Origin of the sequence: Paraburkholderia sp. EG286A (assembly GCF_040965375.1) — a bacterium.
In the GTDB taxonomy this organism is placed as follows: domain Bacteria; phylum Pseudomonadota; class Gammaproteobacteria; order Burkholderiales; family Burkholderiaceae; genus Paraburkholderia.
In genome coordinates, this window is sequence record NZ_JBFRCB010000003.1 from 859,093 (window position 1) to 873,614 (window position 14,522).

Below are 14,522 nucleotides of genomic sequence, written 5' to 3' on the forward strand. Positions count from 1 at the left end.
CACAAAAAGGAATAGCGCAAGATGAGTTCGCGTTCGCCATTCACTCTTTGAGGAAACCGCCATGAAACTCGCTAGCTACACCCTGCTCGGCCGCTCGGGCCTGCGCGTCAGCCCCATCGCCCTCGGCACGATGACGTTCGGCACCGAATGGGGCTGGGGCGCCGACGAAGCCGCCGCACAGCGACTCTTCGACCTCTATGTCGATGCAGGCGGCAATTTCATCGACACCGCCGACCTCTATACAGAAGGCACGAGCGAAACCTGGGTGGGGCGCTTCGCGGCGGCGCGCGGTCTGCGCGAGCGGCTCGTCATCGCCACCAAGTATTCGTACAACGCGCAAGCGGGCAATCCGAACGCCGGCGGCAACCATCGCAAGAACCTGTTGCGCGCGCTCGACGGCTCGCTCAAGCGCCTAGGGACCGACTACATCGATCTCTATTACCTGCACACGTGGGACCGCATGACGCCCGTCGACGAAGTGATGCGCGCCATGGACGACGCCGTGCGCGCGGGCAAGATCCGCTACGTGGGCCTCTCCGACGTGCCCGCCTGGTACGCGGGCCGCGCACAGACTCTGGCCGACTGGCGCGGCTTCGAGCCGGTAGCGGCCATGCAGCTCGAATACTCCCTGATCGAGCGCAACGCGGAACACGAATTCGCCGATCTCGCGACGCAACTCGGCATGGGGCTCGTGCCGTGGAGTCCGCTCGGCATGGGGGTGCTGTCGGGGAAGTATCGGCCGTCGCAGGCCAGCGAAGGCGTGAGCGGTGCGGGCCGCTTGCAGACGATGGGGGCAAAGCCGCCGCCCGGCTTCGACAAGCTCTCGGCGCGCAACTTCGCGATCGTCGCCGAGCTCGAGCGGGTCGCGTACGAGGCCAACCGGCCCATGGCCCAGGTGGCGTTGAACTGGCTGTATCAGAAGCGCGGCGTGGCGAGCATCATCGTGGGCGCAACCAAGGCCGCGCAACTCGAAGAGTCGCTGGGCGCGCTCGACTTCACGCTCGCCCCCGAACTGGTCGCGCGTCTCGACGCGGCCTCCGAGCCCGCTCACCCGTTTCCGTACTACATGTTCGCGGACGGCCACCAGTCACGCATTCATGGCCAGGTGGACGTGCGCGCGACGCCCGCGAACCATGCTCACGTGCAGCGTGTGCCGGCGCCGCCGGAGGGCCAAACGTAACGAATTATCGGAGTGGATCAATACGCCGCGCCCGAATGCGCGGCTATTTACGCACGTTCGGTCATTAAATCGCGGCCAAATGACGCGCAACAAAGTATTAATCGCCCAATCGGATAGAAACGGTCGCTTACATAGTTTTAATTCTTATTAACGTTTCGACGTCAACGGCTAAGCATAATCGACCGTTGTAGACGAATGGTGTCCGCACGCTGAAGCCGGAGGGACCGGCCCGCGCGTGCGGCGCCGCGCAATACGAACGCGGCAAGACTGTACGGCCTGCGCGGTGCCCAGAGTCGGGGGAAGCGCGATCGAGGCGTTGTGCGACTGCAGCAGACGCTGCGCGGGAGAGTTGGGAGAAACGTGGAGCGTGCGCGATTCACGCAGCATGCGGCAGTGCGAAGGACATCTCAACAATTATATTCCCGCGCCGTTAATCATTTGTATCGCTGTGCGAAGAAAGCAACACGCGTGCGAGAAAAGCACTGTTACGGTAAGCGGGACTAGCGCAGCAGAAGTGCCGAGCCGGATAATCGGCTTACATAGGAGAAAGATCATGGATGCCAAACCGCCAAGGATTCCGACCCCGGACCAAGTTTTCAGCCCGGATCCGGAACCGGTGGCCGTCGAGTTTCTCGGCGATGAATTGCCCGCTCACGTGCGGGCATTTCTCGACGAGCAACGCAAGGCACACGAACAGAAGTGACGGGGAAGAGCACACGTACGCACTCGCGGGCTCACACGCGCTGCAGACGTTCGTGTGCATATCGACACGCGTAGTTCGGGGACGCGCGTGTCATGCTGCGCGCGCAGTTTTGCGCCGTAGCCGTTGGCATTCGGCGCGCTCGATCGCGCGCCTCGATGCGGCCATCTCGAATCGACCTCAGCACCCGTTAGACGCAAGCGCACCATAACCGGCTATGCTGCGGTTTTCCCTGCCGGCGTCTTTCTTCCACTCGATGACTTTGCTGACCCGCGCGAGCGCACGTTGCGCTGCTGCGCTGCTCTTCGCCCTGCCGATCGCATCCGTCCACGCCGACGGTGACGACACCGCCCTGACCAACCTCGTCGCGCTCGTTTCGCAGCGGCTGGCGCTCGCCGAGCCGGTCGCGCACTGGAAATGGCAGCATCACAAGCCGATCACCGACACGCCCCGCGAAGACGCCCTGCTCGCCGACGTGCAGAAGCGCGCCACGGCAGCCGGCGTCGATCCCGCGTTTGCGCGTGCGTTCTTCCGCGATCAGATCGATGCCAGCACGCAAATGCAGAAGTCGCTATTCGACACGTGGCGCGCCTCCCAGGCGCCCAGCGACCCGGCACCCGATCTCGCCACGGCGACGCGCCCGCAACTCGACAGACTCACCGGACAATTGATCGGCGCGCTCGCACGCGTACAACCGCTGCGCGGCGCAACGGATTGCCCGGCGCGCATCGCAAGAACGGTCGCGAACTGGAAGGAGCTCACGCGCTACGACTCCGCGCGCACGAATGCGATGAATCAGGCGCTGGAGCACGTATGCGAATCGGGCGGCGTCGGCGGAACTGCCTAAGCGCTGCTATACCGCGCTCGTGAGGCCGTCGGCCTCGGAGAGCTGCAGCACCTGCACACGCAGACCGCGTTCGAAGTGCGTCTGCAGAATGCGCCAGGTCGAAAGCTCGAACACGCGCTCGGCGCTGCTGTCCACCAGCGCTTCGGCCTCGGCCGTGCTCGGACAGGCGCCGATATAGCACCAGCGATCGATCAGGTGATAGACGTCGGCGCCATTCGTCGAGTCCTGCTCGAGCACGACCACAGCGCCGCCGAATGGCCAGGGCGCCGCCCCAAGGTCGGCGGGGTCGCGCTTCGACACACGCGGCACGCGGTTGAACGAAGGCTTGAGCGTGGCGATCCATTGCGCCTCGACCAGCAGCGCGCCAAGCTCGCCGCCGGTCGCGCGCCACTCCACGCGGCGGACCTGTTGCGCCATCCGTTGTTCGCGCGACGAGCGCCGCTCACCCGAAAGATGTGCGCGCACGCGCTGGCGCACCCGTACGCTGCGCCCCACGTAGAGCGGCACATCGTTCTCTCCGTAGAACGCATACACGCCGTGGCCCGCTGGCGCCGTGTCGATCAGTTCGTCGGTAATGTCGCCGGCCAATACGTGACGGCGCGTCGTGCGCTCGATCTGCGACGCCAGCGCTTCTCCGGGCACCAGCGCGGGCAAGCGCTGCCAGAACTGCCAGAGGAGATCGGCATCGGCGAGCGCGCGATGGCGATCCGACGGCACGAGCGCGTGGCGCTCGACCAGCGCGTCGAGCCCGTGGCGCTTCTCGCCCGGAAAAAGCGCTCGTGACAGGCGCACGGTGCACAGCACATCGGGGTTGAAGGAATAACCGGCACGCTCGAACTCCGCGCGCAGAAAGCCGCGGTCGAAGGCCGCGTTGTGCGCGACGAAGAGCTTGCCGGCGAGCCGCCCATGGAGTTCCGCGGCGATCTCGGCGAAGCGCGGCGCGCCGCGCACCATCCGGTCGGTAATACCGGTGAGCTGCTGGATAAAGGGCGGGATAGGCTGACCGGGATCGACGAGGGTGCTCCATCGGGTCACCTGCCCTTGCGCCACCTCCACGACGCCAACTTCGGTAATGCGGTGCTCGCCTACCGAACCGCCGGTCGTCTCGAGGTCCACGAAGACGATGGGAAGGTCGCCGGCGGGCTGTGCGGCGCTCAAGGAGGATTCAAACATGGGAAAACGACAGGGGAAATGGAAAACGGCCCAAGTATGCACCGTTTGGACGCCACGCGCCGACGGCTCCGGCAGTATAAGTGCGACTTTTGGCTTTTAGTGAAAACCCGAAACAGGCAAATCACGGATTCCCAGGGTTTTCCCGATTAATTCCGCGAGTAAAAACATGACCAGTAAATTTAACTAAATATCAATATGTCAAAAATAAAAAAGCCCCGGGGTGTGCCCGGGGCCTGGTGTCGCATGAGCGTTCGCGTAGCGAGCGCTCGCACGCTGTACTTACAGCGGCTGGATGTTCGCGGCCTGCTTGCCCTTCGGGCCGACCTTGACGTCGAACGACACACGCTGGTTCTCCTTCAACGACTTGAAGCCGTCGGCGCGGATTTCCGAGAAGTGCGCGAACAGATCGTCGCCGCCGGCGTCAGACGTGATGAAGCCAAAGCCCTTCGCATCATTGAACCATTTGACGATACCGGTTTCCATGTTTCAGTTTCCCTCGAGATTTTAATGACGCGGGTATTCACCCTCACGCCGTATCCAGCCAATTCCCGCCGTCCCGCTTCAGCGAATTCCACGTTTTGAAATTGCAGCAGAACGAAAATCAGCTTTGCCGTTATACGGGGAACGTCAATCGCCAGTCAAGCGAATTTTTTATAACAGCATTCCCGATTCAGCAATAAAAGCGGTACGCATCAAAAAGCGGCAAAAAAATCATATGCCGACCGAATCGATATATAGCTCTGCGTCATTTTTACCCGATTATCTCGCTCACGTCATTTCTACCGGGAAGTTTTCCCGAAGTGTAACAATTCGTGTCAAACGTAAGTGTTTCTCCCGGTTGTTCGAGTAATACATTCAATTCATGATCCATATTGTTAGCGGCATCGGAGGTCATCATGCTGACAGCTCTGCGGCGATGGATTCACTGGCTCGTACAAACGGACGGGATTGCGCCCACGGCTGAAGAAGCCGAAACCTATGGCGCATGGCACGGGGACCACTGGCACAACCTGCTGTGTTCCCCTATGGACGCAAGGCACTACGTAATGGAAGACTGGAGCCTGCAGCCTGAGCCGCCGCAAGCGGGTACCCAATAAGGTACGCGTCGCGCGCGTGGCCCACACGTGGCCAGATGACAGGCAAAAAAAAGCGCGGCTGAAAAGGCCGCGCCGACAAAGGTTTGGAGATCTTTTTCGTCAACGAAAAAGTCTGCTTCGGAAAGCAGCAATTGAAGTATAGCCGCACCCACGTCTGACGATTAAGCATGCGGCGCACAATCATCTGTTACGCTGGGCGCAATAATCAGTTGAGACCGTTTTAAGGCGTTTTTCGCAATCAATTGTTGTAGCGATTGCACAACGCTCGAGCGGTTGACAGTTTCACCTCCCCCCCCGGAAATCCGCTCAAAGCCTTTACCAGCAGGGCTTAAGACGAGCGAGATAATCATTTCCGATAGCGCAATACTTTATTGCGGATTTCGGAATACCCCCTCTTCGAGCACCCTCTCTACACTCTGCCTGTCTGGAAACCGACTCGGACGGATTGTCTCGGACGGATTAATTCGTACCACGCGAACTTGCCTCTCGCTGCGCTTCGCATGGACGGTTTCCCAAACGGGGTTCAACGAAACCCACCTCTGTTCTCGGAGTTTACAAAGATGAAAAAGACTCTCATGGTCGCCGCCCTGACGGGCGTTTTTGCAACGGCTGCACACGCGCAAAGCAGCGTTACGCTGTACGGCCTGATCGACGCAGGCATCACCTACGCAAACAACTCCGGCGGCCACAGCCTCTGGAAGGCATCGAGCGGCACGGTCAACGGCAGCCGTTGGGGCCTGCGCGGCGCTGAAGACCTCGGTGGCGGTCTGAAGGCCATCTTCACGTTGGAAAACGGCTTCAACATCCAGAACGGTACGCTTGGCCAGTCGAGCCGCATGTTCGGCCGTCAAGCGTTCGTCGGTCTGGCAAGCGACCAGTACGGCGCGGTCACCCTCGGTCGCCAGTACGACTCCGTGGTCGACTACCTCGCACCGCTGTCGAACACCGGCACGCAATACGGCGGCACGATCGCAGCCCACCCGTATGACAACGACAATCTGAACAACTCGATCCGTTTCAACAACACGATCAAGTACTCGAGCGTCAACTACGCTGGCTTCAAGTTCGGCGGCACGTACTCGTTCTCGAACAGCACCGAGTTTGCGAACAACCGTGCGTACAGCTTCGGCGCGTCGTATAACTACGCCGGCCTGAACGTTGCAGCTGCTTACCTGCACGCAAACAACGACATCAACAACCAGCAGTTCAACTCGTCTTCGTTCTCGGGCGCACAAGCTGGCGACTACACGTTCGGCGCAGGCCGTCAAAGCACGTTCGGCGGCGGCGTGAACTACACGTTCGGCCCGGCAACGGCAGGCTTCGTCTACACGCAGACGCAACTGGGCAACGCGATCAACATCTCGCCGACGCAGTCGGGTACGAAGAATGGCATCTCGCTGGGCGGCAACAGCGCACGCTTCCAGAACTTCGAAGGCAACATCCGTTACGCTCTGACCCCGGCCCTGAGCCTGGCTGGCGCGTACACGTACACCCGTGCGAACTTCGGCGGCGGCGTGAACCCGAACTACAACACGGTCGCACTGCAGTCGGACTACGCACTGTCGAAGCGCACCGATGTCTACCTGCAAGGCGACTGGCAGCACGTGTCGTCGAACCAGGAAGGTATCGGCGCGTACCTGAACGGTCTGGGTTCGGCTTCGACCCGTCAAGACCAGATCGCTGTGACGGTTGGTATGCGTCACCGCTTCTAAGCAGCACGCTGCTGGCCGTCTCGGCCAGCACTGCAGCTGAAAAAGGCACCCTCGGGTGCCTTTTTTTATTTCTGCGACGAGGGGTTCATTCAGGCGTGCGGCGACGGATACCGCACGTCCAGCACGTCGATCGGCTCCGGCCCAGCCGGCGTGTGCAGCGTGACCTGATCGCCGATCTTCGCCTTCAGGAGCGCCCGCGCGACGGGTGAAACCCAGCTCACGTGACCGAGGTCGAGATCGACCTCGTCGATGCCGACGATCGTGATCGTATGCGCCTCGCCGTCTTCGGTACCGTACTCGACGGTCGCGCCGAAGAACACCTGATCCACGCTTTCCTGCCGGCTGCTGTCCACGACCTCGGCCAGATCCAGTCGCTTCGTGAGGAAGCGGATGCGCCGGTCGATTTCGCGCAGTCGGCGCTTGCCGTAGATGTAGTCGCCGTTTTCGGAACGGTCGCCGTTCGAGGCCGCCCACGAGACGAGCTTGACCACTTCGGGCCGCTCCTCGTCTATCAGGTGCAGCAGTTCGCTGCGCATGCGCTCATAGCCGGCCGGCGTGATGTAGTTCTTCGTGCCGGCGGGAATCTCCGGGAGACCGGCTTCGAGATCGTCGTCGTCGGTCGATTCTTTGACAAAGGCCTTGTTCATGATGGGATCACTGCGTTACGTGTACTGATTGACTCACGACTACCAGCGTACACGAACCTCGCCCCAAGACAAATCACGAAAAGGGCCTTCCCTTTTTTCGAAGCCCTGCTATAATCTCTTTTCTGCGTGCGGCTGTAGCTCAGTTGGATAGAGTACTTGGCTACGAACCAAGGGGTCGTGGGTTCGAATCCTGCCAGCCGCGCCACTCATTCGAAGCGTTTCCCGTCTGTTGATCCGGGAAGGGTTTCAAGCAGTATAGTGTTGTAAGTAGTATCGTTTTAGCGTGCGGCTGTAGCTCAGTTGGATAGAGTACTTGGCTACGAACCAAGGGGTCGTGGGTTCGAATCCTGCCAGCCGCGCCATCAAATAAAGGGCCTTTCCGAATGGAAAGGCCCTTTGTCTTTTCGGCTGCAGAATTGGGTGCTCCAGGTGTCGCGCGAGAAGCGGCACCCTAGCGCGGCGGCGTGCCGATGTCGCCGATCTGGGCATCGGGGCGCGGCAGATCCTCCACGTCGCCGATCGCACTGGGCTCCGCCACAGGCTCCATGCCCATGCCCAGCAACGCCTGGGGCTGCCGCAGCATCTCCCCTACCGTCTTACCGAAGCGGCTCGCGACGAACGCCCGCAGCAGCGCCTCGCGCGTGGTTTCTCCGTAGGCCTCCAGGACTGCGCCCGCCTCCCCCTCGAACTCGGCCACGCAGGAAGCCGGCTCGCCTTCGCGCAGCTCGACGCGCCTCGTGCGGTCGAGCACCACGCCGGCCGCCTCCCACGAATCGGTGGGCATGAAGCGGCCATCCCACGGACGCCCACGGTCGTTGCCGCGCACGGCGACCGTCTCGCCACTGTCGGTGAAATAGATTTCGCGCACGAAGTCCGGAAGGCTGCGCGCCACCCAGTAGTCGAGTGCGAGGCCGGTTAGTTCAGCTACGTTCATTGCGGGTCCCTCGTTTCGGTTCGAAGGAAGATGGCGACGTGACCGGCAGGCGCGGTCAGGCTGCCGCGAAGATGCGGCCGATGAGATAACGATAGATTACCGCGCGGGACGCGCGATGGGAGCGCTCCGTGCCACGCAACAGCGTTGCCGTCAATAATCCGCGCGCTCGCGCTCGATGCGCATGCCGCCGTCGTGGCGATGGTGCCCGTCGTCGCTCGAACGCTCGCGCGCGATGCGCATCACGTCCGGATTCGTGCGCACGCGGCGCATGACGTTCGCGAGGTGCACGCGATCGCTCACCTGGATCACGAAGCGCAACATGTTCGATTCCTGTGCCAGATCGTCGTCCATCGCGATGTGCACGATGTTGGCGTCCGCCGACGTAATGTCGGCCGCCACGCGCGCGAACACGCCCTTGGTGTTCTTCACCAGCACCTTCACGGCGACGTCGAACAGACGCCCCGGCTGCGGCGCCCACGCCACGTCGATCCAGCGGCCCGGGTCGCGCCGGTGGATGCGCTGCGCCACGCGGCAGTCGGTCGTGTGGATCGCCATGCCAAGGCCGATGCCGATGTAGCCCATGATGTCGTCGCCGGGAATCGGGCGGCAGCAAGCCGAAAGCTGCACCGACATGCCCTCGGTGCCCGTGATGACGACAGGCGGCGCCGGCGGCGCATTCGGGTCGCGCGGCGGATGGTGATGCTCGGCGTCGTCGGCGTCCTGGCCGCTCATCAGCACTTCGATGCGCTTGGCCATGACCGCCGCCACGCGCCGGCCAAGACCGATGTCGGCAAAGATTTCCTGGCGGTTCTTGTTGCCGGTCCACAGGACCAGCTTCTCCCACACTTCCGGCGTGACTTCCGCAAGCTGGTAGCCGTAGCCCTTGAGCGCCTGATCGACGAGCCGCTCGCCCAGCTGCACCGACTCCGTGAGACGCATCGTCTTCAGGTAGTGCCGGATCGCCGAGCGCGCCTTGCCGGTGCGCACGAAACCGAGCCACGCCGGATTTGGCTTGGAGTACGGCGCCGTGATCACCTCGACGATGTCGCCGCTCTTCAGCTCCGTACGCAGCGGCAGCAGCTCGTTGTTGATCTTCACGGCCACGCACTGGTTGCCGAGGTCGCTGTGGATCGAATAAGCGAAGTCGAGCGCGGTGGCGCCGCGCGGCAGCGCCATGATCTTCGACTTCGGCGTGAAGACGTAGACGGCGTCCGGGAACAGGTCGATCTTGACGTGTTCGAGGAATTCGCTCGAGTCGCCCACCTCGCTCTGGATGTCGAGCAGCGACTTGAGCCACTGGTGCGCGCGCTTTTGCACGTCGTTGAGATCCGCGCCGCCGTTCTTGTAGAGCCAGTGCGCCGCCACGCCGGCTTCGGCGATCTCGTGCATCTTGCGCGTGCGCACCTGGAACTCGATCGGCGCGCCGAACGGACCCACGAGCGTGGTGTGCAGGGACTGATAGCCGTTCACCTTGGGAATGGCGATGTAGTCCTTGAACTTGCCCGGCACCGGCTTGTAAAGCGCATGGAGCGCGCCGATACAGGTGTAGCACTCGAGCGCCGACTCGACCACGACGCGAAAACCGTACACGTCGAGCACCTGCGAGAACGACAACTGCTTGTCGCGCATCTTCTTGTAGATGCTGAAGATGGTCTTCTCGCGGCCGGTGACTTCGGCGTCGAGCTTCGCGTCGGCAATCGCGCGCTGCACCGCTTCCAGAATCTTGCTCACCACTTCGCGGCGATTGCCGCGCGCGGCCTTCACCGCCTTTTCGAGCGTGGCGTAGCGATTCGGATTGAAGTTCGCGAAGCTCAGGTCCTGCAACTCGCGATAGGTGTTGTTCAGGCCGAGACGGTGCGCGATGGGCGCGTAGATGTCGATGGTCTCGCGCGCCACGCGGCGGCGCTTTTCGGGCGGCACGGCGCCGAGGGTGCGCATGTTGTGCAGCCGGTCGGCGAGCTTCACCAGAATCACGCGCACGTCGCGCGCCATCGCGAGGAGCATCTTGCGGAAGTTCTCCGCCTGCGCTTCCTCGCGGTTGCGAAACTCCATTTTGTCGAGTTTCGACAGGCCGTCGACCAGTTCCGCGACCTTCGCGCCGAAGCGCTCGGCGAGTTCCGCCTTGGTCACGCCCTGGTCTTCCATCACGTCGTGCAGGAGCGCGGCCATGATGGACTGCGCGTCGAGCTTCCAGCCGGCGCAGATTTCCGCGACGGCGACGGGATGGGTGATATAGGGTTCGCCGCTCTGGCGATATTGCCCGAGGTGGGCTTCATCGCTGAAGTGGAACGCCGCCTTGACCTCCTTGATTTCCTCGGGAGTGAGGTAACCGGAGAGCGCGGCGGTCAGATTGGCGATGGAGACGACCCCGTGCTTGCGGGGCTGCTCCGGCGTCGCGGTCGGACCGAACAGATGGCGAAACGACTGTTCGAGGACCGCGTCGATGTAATTGCGCGCAGGGCTCGCAGTCTCGGCTTCCTGGTCCACCTCGGTGGCCGGCGAGGGCGTGATGCTCATGTTCCCCTCCGTATCAGGTTTGGCGTTGACGGTTAAGCGGCTGCGGCGCTACGAACTACATGGCGATCGACAATGCCTCCGAACGCGCCCTTAGACGGGCACCTTCTTCAGCATTTCGAGGCCGACCTGGCCAGCCGCGATCTCGCGCAGCGCGACAACGGTTGGCTTGTCGCGGCTTTCGATCTTGGGCGTGTGACCTTGTGCGAGCTGGCGGGCGCGATACGTCGCGGCGAGCGCCAGTTCGAAGCGGTTCGGAATCTGTTTCAGACAATCTTCGACGGTGATGCGGGCCATGTCGGGTTCCTTCTCATTCTCAGCAGGTTCTTATTCTACCTTATGTGCCCGACGCGCCGGGCTGCGGGTGGTGGATACCGAGCTGCACGAAGAGCTCGGTATGCCGCGCGTATTGCGAAGCGAAGCGCAGGCGCGTGGCGCTCACGATGTTACGCAGCTCCTGCAACGCGCGATCGAAGTTCTCGTTGATCACGACATACTCCGATTCGCTCGCATGCGCGATCTCGCTGCCCGCTGCAAGCAGGCGTCGCGTGATGACGTTCGGCTCGTCTTCGCCGCGCTTTTTCAGGCGGTCGGCGAGCGCTTCGAGCGACGGCGGCAGGATGAAGATTTCCACCGCATTGCGGAACTGCTTCTTCACTTGCTGCGCGCCTTGCCAGTCGATTTCGAGCAGGACGTCATGGCCGATTTTCATCTGGTCTTCGATCCACACGCGCGACGTGGCGTAGTAGTTGCCATGCACTTCCGCGCTCTCGAGAAACTCGCCCGCGGCGTGGCGCGTGAGGAAGTCGTCGACGGTCGTGAAGTGATAGTGCTCGCCGTCGCGCTCCTTCGAACGCGGCTCGCGCGTCGTGTACGACACCGACAGGCGGATCGCGCTGTCTTCAGCGAGCAGCGCGTTCACGAGCGTCGACTTGCCCGCACCCGAAGGCGCCACCACCATGAAGAGGTTGCCGGGGTACATGCCCGCGTACGGATTGCGCTTCTTGTCGTGCTTCGCGTCCGCTTTGGGGGCGCTGCTTTGGTCGGTCATGTTGGTTGCTTCCTTCATTCGAGATTCTGGACCTGCTCGCGCATCTGCTCGATGAGCAGCTTGAGCGTCATCGAGGCGTCCGCGAGTTCCTTCGCCGCCGCCTTCGAGCCAAGCGTGTTCGCTTCGCGGTTGAGCTCCTGCATCATGAAGTCGAGACGCTTGCCGACGCGGCCGCCCTTCTCGATCACGTGACGCGTTTCGTTCAGGTGCGCCGTGAGGCGCGAGAGCTCTTCGGCGATGTCGATGCGAATGCCATACATCGTCACTTCCTGGCGAATGCGCTCGGCGATTTCTTCGCGCGAGATGTTGCCGATGCTGCCGCCATTGCCGTTGCTGTCCGGCGCGGCGATGCCGAGCGCTTCCTGCAGACGCTCGACGATCTTCTGCTGGTGCTTCGCGATCAGTTCCGGCACGAGCGGCGTGATGCGCGCGACGATCGCTTCCATTTCGGTCACGTTCGCGAGCAGCATGTTGGCGAGCTGCGCGCCCTCGCGAGCGCGCACTTCGATCAGGTCGGCGATGGCCTGCTTGCCGCAGCCGAGCACCGCGTCGCGCAGCACCTCGGGCGCCACGCCGCTTTCCGCCAGCACGCCGGGCCAGCGCAGGATCTCGCCCGTGCGCAGACGGCCCGAGTCGGGAAACGCTTCGAGCACAGCGCGTTCGAGCCCGGCGAGCTGATCGAGCGCGTCGCGGTTGAGCGCACCCGCGTTGGCGCCCTGCTCGCTCTTCTGGATGTTGATGCGGATGTCGACCTTGCCGCGCGAGAGCTTCGTCATCAGCATTTCGCGCAGCGTAGGCTCGCACACGCGCACGTCTTCGGGCATGCGGAAGTTCAGGTCGAGAAAGCGCGAATTCACCGTGCGCAATTCGACGGAGACACTCGCGCCGCCCGTGCCCGAAGCCGCAGCAAGCTCGCGCGTGGCGCTGGCATAGCCGGTCATGCTGTAAATCATGGTTCGTCTCGCGAAGAAAGCCGTGGCGTCGTGCGCTGCGCGCGCGGGTCACGGCGAGGAAATCGAGGCGCCCGGCGTGTTGTCGCGAATGGACGAAAAGCGCGGGGCGGAGAAACTGCATTATCCCATTTTTGAGGGCGCGCCTTCGCAAGCGCGGGCTGCGCGCCGCTTCTGGCCGGAGCGCCCGCCTTTCTGCCCTTCTGCCGCCCTCCTGCCGCCCTTCCGCCGCCTTCGGGCCGCGCCCGTCGCGAGGCGCGCGGAGGCGGTAAAATCATGGTTTCCCCTTCCCTCTCGTGCCCTCGCGCACCTTCACGATGACCCAATCCATCCAGCGCCCCTCCGGCCGCGCCGCCGACCAGCTTCGCGAAGTCCGCATCACCCGCAACTACACGAAGTACGCCGAAGGATCGGTCCTCGTCGAGTTCGGCGACACCAAGGTGCTGTGCACCGCGAGCGTGTCCGAAAGCGTGCCGCCGTTCCTGCGCGACAAGGGCCAGGGCTGGCTCACCGCCGAATACGGCATGCTGCCGCGCGCCACGCACACGCGCAGCGACCGCGAAGCCGCGCGCGGCAAGCAAACGGGCCGCACGCAGGAAATCCAGCGCCTGATCGGCCGCGCGATGCGCGCCGTGTTCGACCTCGAAGCGCTGGGTGCGCGCACCATCAACCTCGATTGCGACGTGCTGCAAGCCGATGGCGGCACGCGCACGGCGAGCATCACGGGCGCGTTCGTCGCGGCCCACGACGCCGTCTCGAAGCTGCTGGCCACGGGCCGCATCGAGCGCTCGCCGATCTCCGACTACGTCGCCGCGATTTCGGTCGGCGTGTACGAAGGCGTGCCCGTGCTCGACCTCGACTACGACGAAGACTCGCAGTGCGACACCGACATGAACATCGTCATGACGGGCTCGGGCGGCATGGTCGAAGTCCAGGGCACGGCGGAAGGCGCGCCGTTTTCGCGTGAAGAACTGAATGCGCTGCTCGATCTGGCGCAAAGCGGCATCCGCTCGCTGATCGAGAAGCAGAAGGCCGCGCTGGAGATCTCGCATGGCTGATTTACAGCCGGATTCAACGGCTAAAAGCGCGGCTCGCGCGCTCTCGCGCGTCGTGCTCGCCTCGAACAACGCGGGCAAGCTGCGCGAGTTCGCGGCGCTGCTCGGCGCGGCCGGCATCGAACTCGTGCCGCAAGGCACACTCAACGTGCCCGAGGCCGAGGAGCCGCATCCGACCTTCGTGGAGAACGCGCTCGCCAAGGCGCGCCACGCGGCGAAGCTCACGGGCCTGCCCGCGCTCGCCGACGACTCGGGCCTCTGCGTGCGCGCGCTACGCGGCGCGCCGGGCGTGTATTCGGCGCGTTACGCGCAGCTCGCGGGCGGCGAGAAGAGCGACGCGGCAAACAACGCGCTGCTCGTCGCGAACCTGAAGGATCACGCGGATCGCCGCGGCTACTACTACTGCGTGCTCGCGCTCGTGCGCCATGCCGACGACCCCGAGCCGCTCATCGCCGAAGGCCGCTGGCACGGCGTGGTGCTCGACGCGCCGCGCGGCGACAACGGCTTCGGCTACGACCCTTACTTCTACGTTCCGGAACTCGAGGCCACGGCTGCCGAGCTCGATCCGGCGCTCAAGAACGCGTCGAGCCATCGCGCCATCGCCTTGCGCCAAATGCTCGCGCGACTCCAGGAGGAAGCGTGAGCCAGCAGCATCGAATTGG

15 protein-coding genes and 2 tRNA genes are annotated in these 14,522 nt (G+C 63.3%); 9 read left to right on the plus strand and 8 right to left on the minus strand.

Translation table 11 applies throughout. The annotated features are described in order from the left end of the window. The first annotated feature begins 61 nt into the window (after positions 1 to 61). The 3 genes from AB4Y35_RS16650 (at position 62) to AB4Y35_RS16660 (ending at position 2,727) form a co-directional block, all read left to right on the plus strand. Positions 62 to 1,180, plus strand: a complete 1,119-nt coding sequence (locus AB4Y35_RS16650) for an aldo/keto reductase (RefSeq protein WP_368705127.1) — start codon at positions 62 to 64, stop codon at positions 1,178 to 1,180. A gap of 553 nt (positions 1,181 to 1,733) precedes the next feature. Continuing rightward, positions 1,734 to 1,883 carry a hypothetical protein gene (locus AB4Y35_RS16655; protein ID WP_027795377.1) on the plus strand — a complete coding sequence of 50 codons (150 nt, stop codon included), beginning with the start codon at positions 1,734 to 1,736 and terminating at the stop codon, positions 1,881 to 1,883. 253 nt (positions 1,884 to 2,136) lie between these two features. Then, the gene (locus AB4Y35_RS16660) at positions 2,137 to 2,727 is read left to right on the plus strand and encodes a chorismate mutase (RefSeq protein ID WP_368705128.1); all 591 of its coding nucleotides are present in this window, start codon (positions 2,137 to 2,139) and stop codon (positions 2,725 to 2,727) included. A 6-nt stretch (positions 2,728 to 2,733) separates the two neighbouring features. Here AB4Y35_RS16660 and AB4Y35_RS16665 read toward each other — a convergent pair whose 3' ends face one another. Next, positions 2,734 to 3,900, minus strand: coding sequence for an exonuclease domain-containing protein (locus AB4Y35_RS16665; RefSeq protein ID WP_368705129.1), 1,167 nt, complete (start codon positions 3,898 to 3,900; stop codon positions 2,734 to 2,736). Between the two features lie 279 nt (positions 3,901 to 4,179). Next, entirely contained in the window at positions 4,180 to 4,383 is a 204-nt protein-coding gene (locus AB4Y35_RS16670; protein ID WP_028205165.1) for a cold-shock protein, read from the minus strand. Positions 4,384 to 4,796: 413 nt separating this feature from the next. Here AB4Y35_RS16670 and AB4Y35_RS16675 point away from each other — a divergent pair, with 413 nt between their 5' ends. Both AB4Y35_RS16675 and AB4Y35_RS16680 read left to right on the plus strand, forming a co-directional pair. Then, entirely contained in the window at positions 4,797 to 4,997 is a 201-nt protein-coding gene (locus AB4Y35_RS16675) for a hypothetical protein (protein ID WP_081771740.1), read from the plus strand. A 560-nt stretch (positions 4,998 to 5,557) separates the two neighbouring features. Further along, a complete protein-coding gene (locus tag AB4Y35_RS16680) occupies positions 5,558 to 6,709 on the plus strand; it encodes a porin (RefSeq protein ID WP_368705130.1) in 1,152 nt (383 codons plus the stop codon). A gap of 89 nt (positions 6,710 to 6,798) precedes the next feature. Here AB4Y35_RS16680 and greB read toward each other — a convergent pair whose 3' ends face one another. After that, positions 6,799 to 7,356 (minus strand): transcription elongation factor GreB, encoded by a 558-nt coding sequence (gene greB / locus AB4Y35_RS16685; RefSeq protein WP_342924117.1) that lies wholly within the window; start codon positions 7,354 to 7,356, stop codon positions 6,799 to 6,801. Positions 7,357 to 7,484: 128 nt separating this feature from the next. Here greB and AB4Y35_RS16690 point away from each other — a divergent pair. Together AB4Y35_RS16690 and AB4Y35_RS16695 are read left to right on the plus strand one after the other, a co-directional pair. Beyond that, positions 7,485 to 7,561 (plus strand) — tRNA-Arg (locus tag AB4Y35_RS16690). 80 nt (positions 7,562 to 7,641) lie between these two features. Further along, a tRNA-Arg gene (locus AB4Y35_RS16695) sits at positions 7,642 to 7,718 on the plus strand. Positions 7,719 to 7,807: 89 nt separating this feature from the next. On the opposite strand, the gene AB4Y35_RS16700 is transcribed toward AB4Y35_RS16695, so the two are convergent. The 5 genes from AB4Y35_RS16700 to AB4Y35_RS16720 all read right to left on the minus strand — a co-directional run bounded on the left by AB4Y35_RS16700 (position 7,808) and on the right by AB4Y35_RS16720 (position 12,808). Then, entirely contained in the window at positions 7,808 to 8,290 is a 483-nt protein-coding gene (locus AB4Y35_RS16700; RefSeq protein WP_368687753.1) for a phage protein NinX family protein, read from the minus strand. A gap of 150 nt (positions 8,291 to 8,440) precedes the next feature. After that, positions 8,441 to 10,807: a bifunctional (p)ppGpp synthetase/guanosine-3',5'-bis(diphosphate) 3'-pyrophosphohydrolase gene (locus AB4Y35_RS16705; protein WP_368705131.1), complete on the minus strand. Its 2,367-nt coding sequence runs from the start codon at positions 10,805 to 10,807 to the stop codon at positions 8,441 to 8,443. Positions 10,808 to 10,897: 90 nt separating this feature from the next. Continuing rightward, a complete protein-coding gene (gene rpoZ / locus AB4Y35_RS16710; RefSeq protein WP_006400783.1) occupies positions 10,898 to 11,101 on the minus strand; it encodes a DNA-directed RNA polymerase subunit omega in 204 nt (67 codons plus the stop codon). 40 nt (positions 11,102 to 11,141) lie between these two features. Further along, on the minus strand, positions 11,142 to 11,855 hold the full coding sequence (gmk, locus tag AB4Y35_RS16715) for a guanylate kinase (RefSeq protein WP_324156886.1): 714 nt from the start codon (positions 11,853 to 11,855) through the stop codon (positions 11,142 to 11,144). Between the two features lie 14 nt (positions 11,856 to 11,869). Continuing rightward, complete coding sequence (locus tag AB4Y35_RS16720) at positions 11,870 to 12,808, minus strand: DUF1732 domain-containing protein (protein WP_324156884.1); 939 nt, start codon at positions 12,806 to 12,808, stop codon at positions 11,870 to 11,872. A 314-nt stretch (positions 12,809 to 13,122) separates the two neighbouring features. Between AB4Y35_RS16720 and rph the strand changes: the two genes are divergently transcribed. Beyond that, positions 13,123 to 13,863, plus strand: coding sequence for a ribonuclease PH (gene rph, locus AB4Y35_RS16725; RefSeq protein ID WP_368705132.1), 741 nt, complete (start codon positions 13,123 to 13,125; stop codon positions 13,861 to 13,863). Further along, positions 13,856 to 14,503: an RdgB/HAM1 family non-canonical purine NTP pyrophosphatase gene (gene rdgB / locus AB4Y35_RS16730; protein ID WP_368705133.1), complete on the plus strand. Its 648-nt coding sequence runs from the start codon at positions 13,856 to 13,858 to the stop codon at positions 14,501 to 14,503. Before rph ends, rdgB begins: the two co-directional genes overlap by 8 nt. Positions 14,504 to 14,522: the final 19 nt, after the last annotated feature.

Coding starts and splice junctions, on each gene's coding strand:
- AB4Y35_RS16665 (WP_368705129.1), bottom strand. CDS start 3,900: ATGTTTGAATCCTCCTTGAGCGCCGCACAGCCCGCCGGCGACCTTCCC.
- rdgB (WP_368705133.1), top strand. CDS start 13,856: ATGGCTGATTTACAGCCGGATTCAACGGCTAAAAGCGCGGCTCGCGCG.
- AB4Y35_RS16670 (WP_028205165.1), bottom strand. CDS start 4,383: ATGGAAACCGGTATCGTCAAATGGTTCAATGATGCGAAGGGCTTTGGC.
- AB4Y35_RS16705 (WP_368705131.1), bottom strand. CDS start 10,807: ATGAGCATCACGCCCTCGCCGGCCACCGAGGTGGACCAGGAAGCCGAG.
- AB4Y35_RS16680 (WP_368705130.1), top strand. CDS start 5,558: ATGAAAAAGACTCTCATGGTCGCCGCCCTGACGGGCGTTTTTGCAACG.
- AB4Y35_RS16700 (WP_368687753.1), bottom strand. CDS start 8,290: ATGAACGTAGCTGAACTAACCGGCCTCGCACTCGACTACTGGGTGGCG.
- rpoZ (WP_006400783.1), bottom strand. CDS start 11,101: ATGGCCCGCATCACCGTCGAAGATTGTCTGAAACAGATTCCGAACCGC.
- AB4Y35_RS16660 (WP_368705128.1), top strand. CDS start 2,137: ATGACTTTGCTGACCCGCGCGAGCGCACGTTGCGCTGCTGCGCTGCTC.
- AB4Y35_RS16675 (WP_081771740.1), top strand. CDS start 4,797: ATGCTGACAGCTCTGCGGCGATGGATTCACTGGCTCGTACAAACGGAC.
- AB4Y35_RS16720 (WP_324156884.1), bottom strand. CDS start 12,808: ATGATTTACAGCATGACCGGCTATGCCAGCGCCACGCGCGAGCTTGCT.
- AB4Y35_RS16655 (WP_027795377.1), top strand. CDS start 1,734: ATGGATGCCAAACCGCCAAGGATTCCGACCCCGGACCAAGTTTTCAGC.
- rph (WP_368705132.1), top strand. CDS start 13,123: ATGACCCAATCCATCCAGCGCCCCTCCGGCCGCGCCGCCGACCAGCTT.
- AB4Y35_RS16650 (WP_368705127.1), top strand. CDS start 62: ATGAAACTCGCTAGCTACACCCTGCTCGGCCGCTCGGGCCTGCGCGTC.
- gmk (WP_324156886.1), bottom strand. CDS start 11,855: ATGACCGACCAAAGCAGCGCCCCCAAAGCGGACGCGAAGCACGACAAG.
- greB (WP_342924117.1), bottom strand. CDS start 7,356: ATGAACAAGGCCTTTGTCAAAGAATCGACCGACGACGACGATCTCGAA.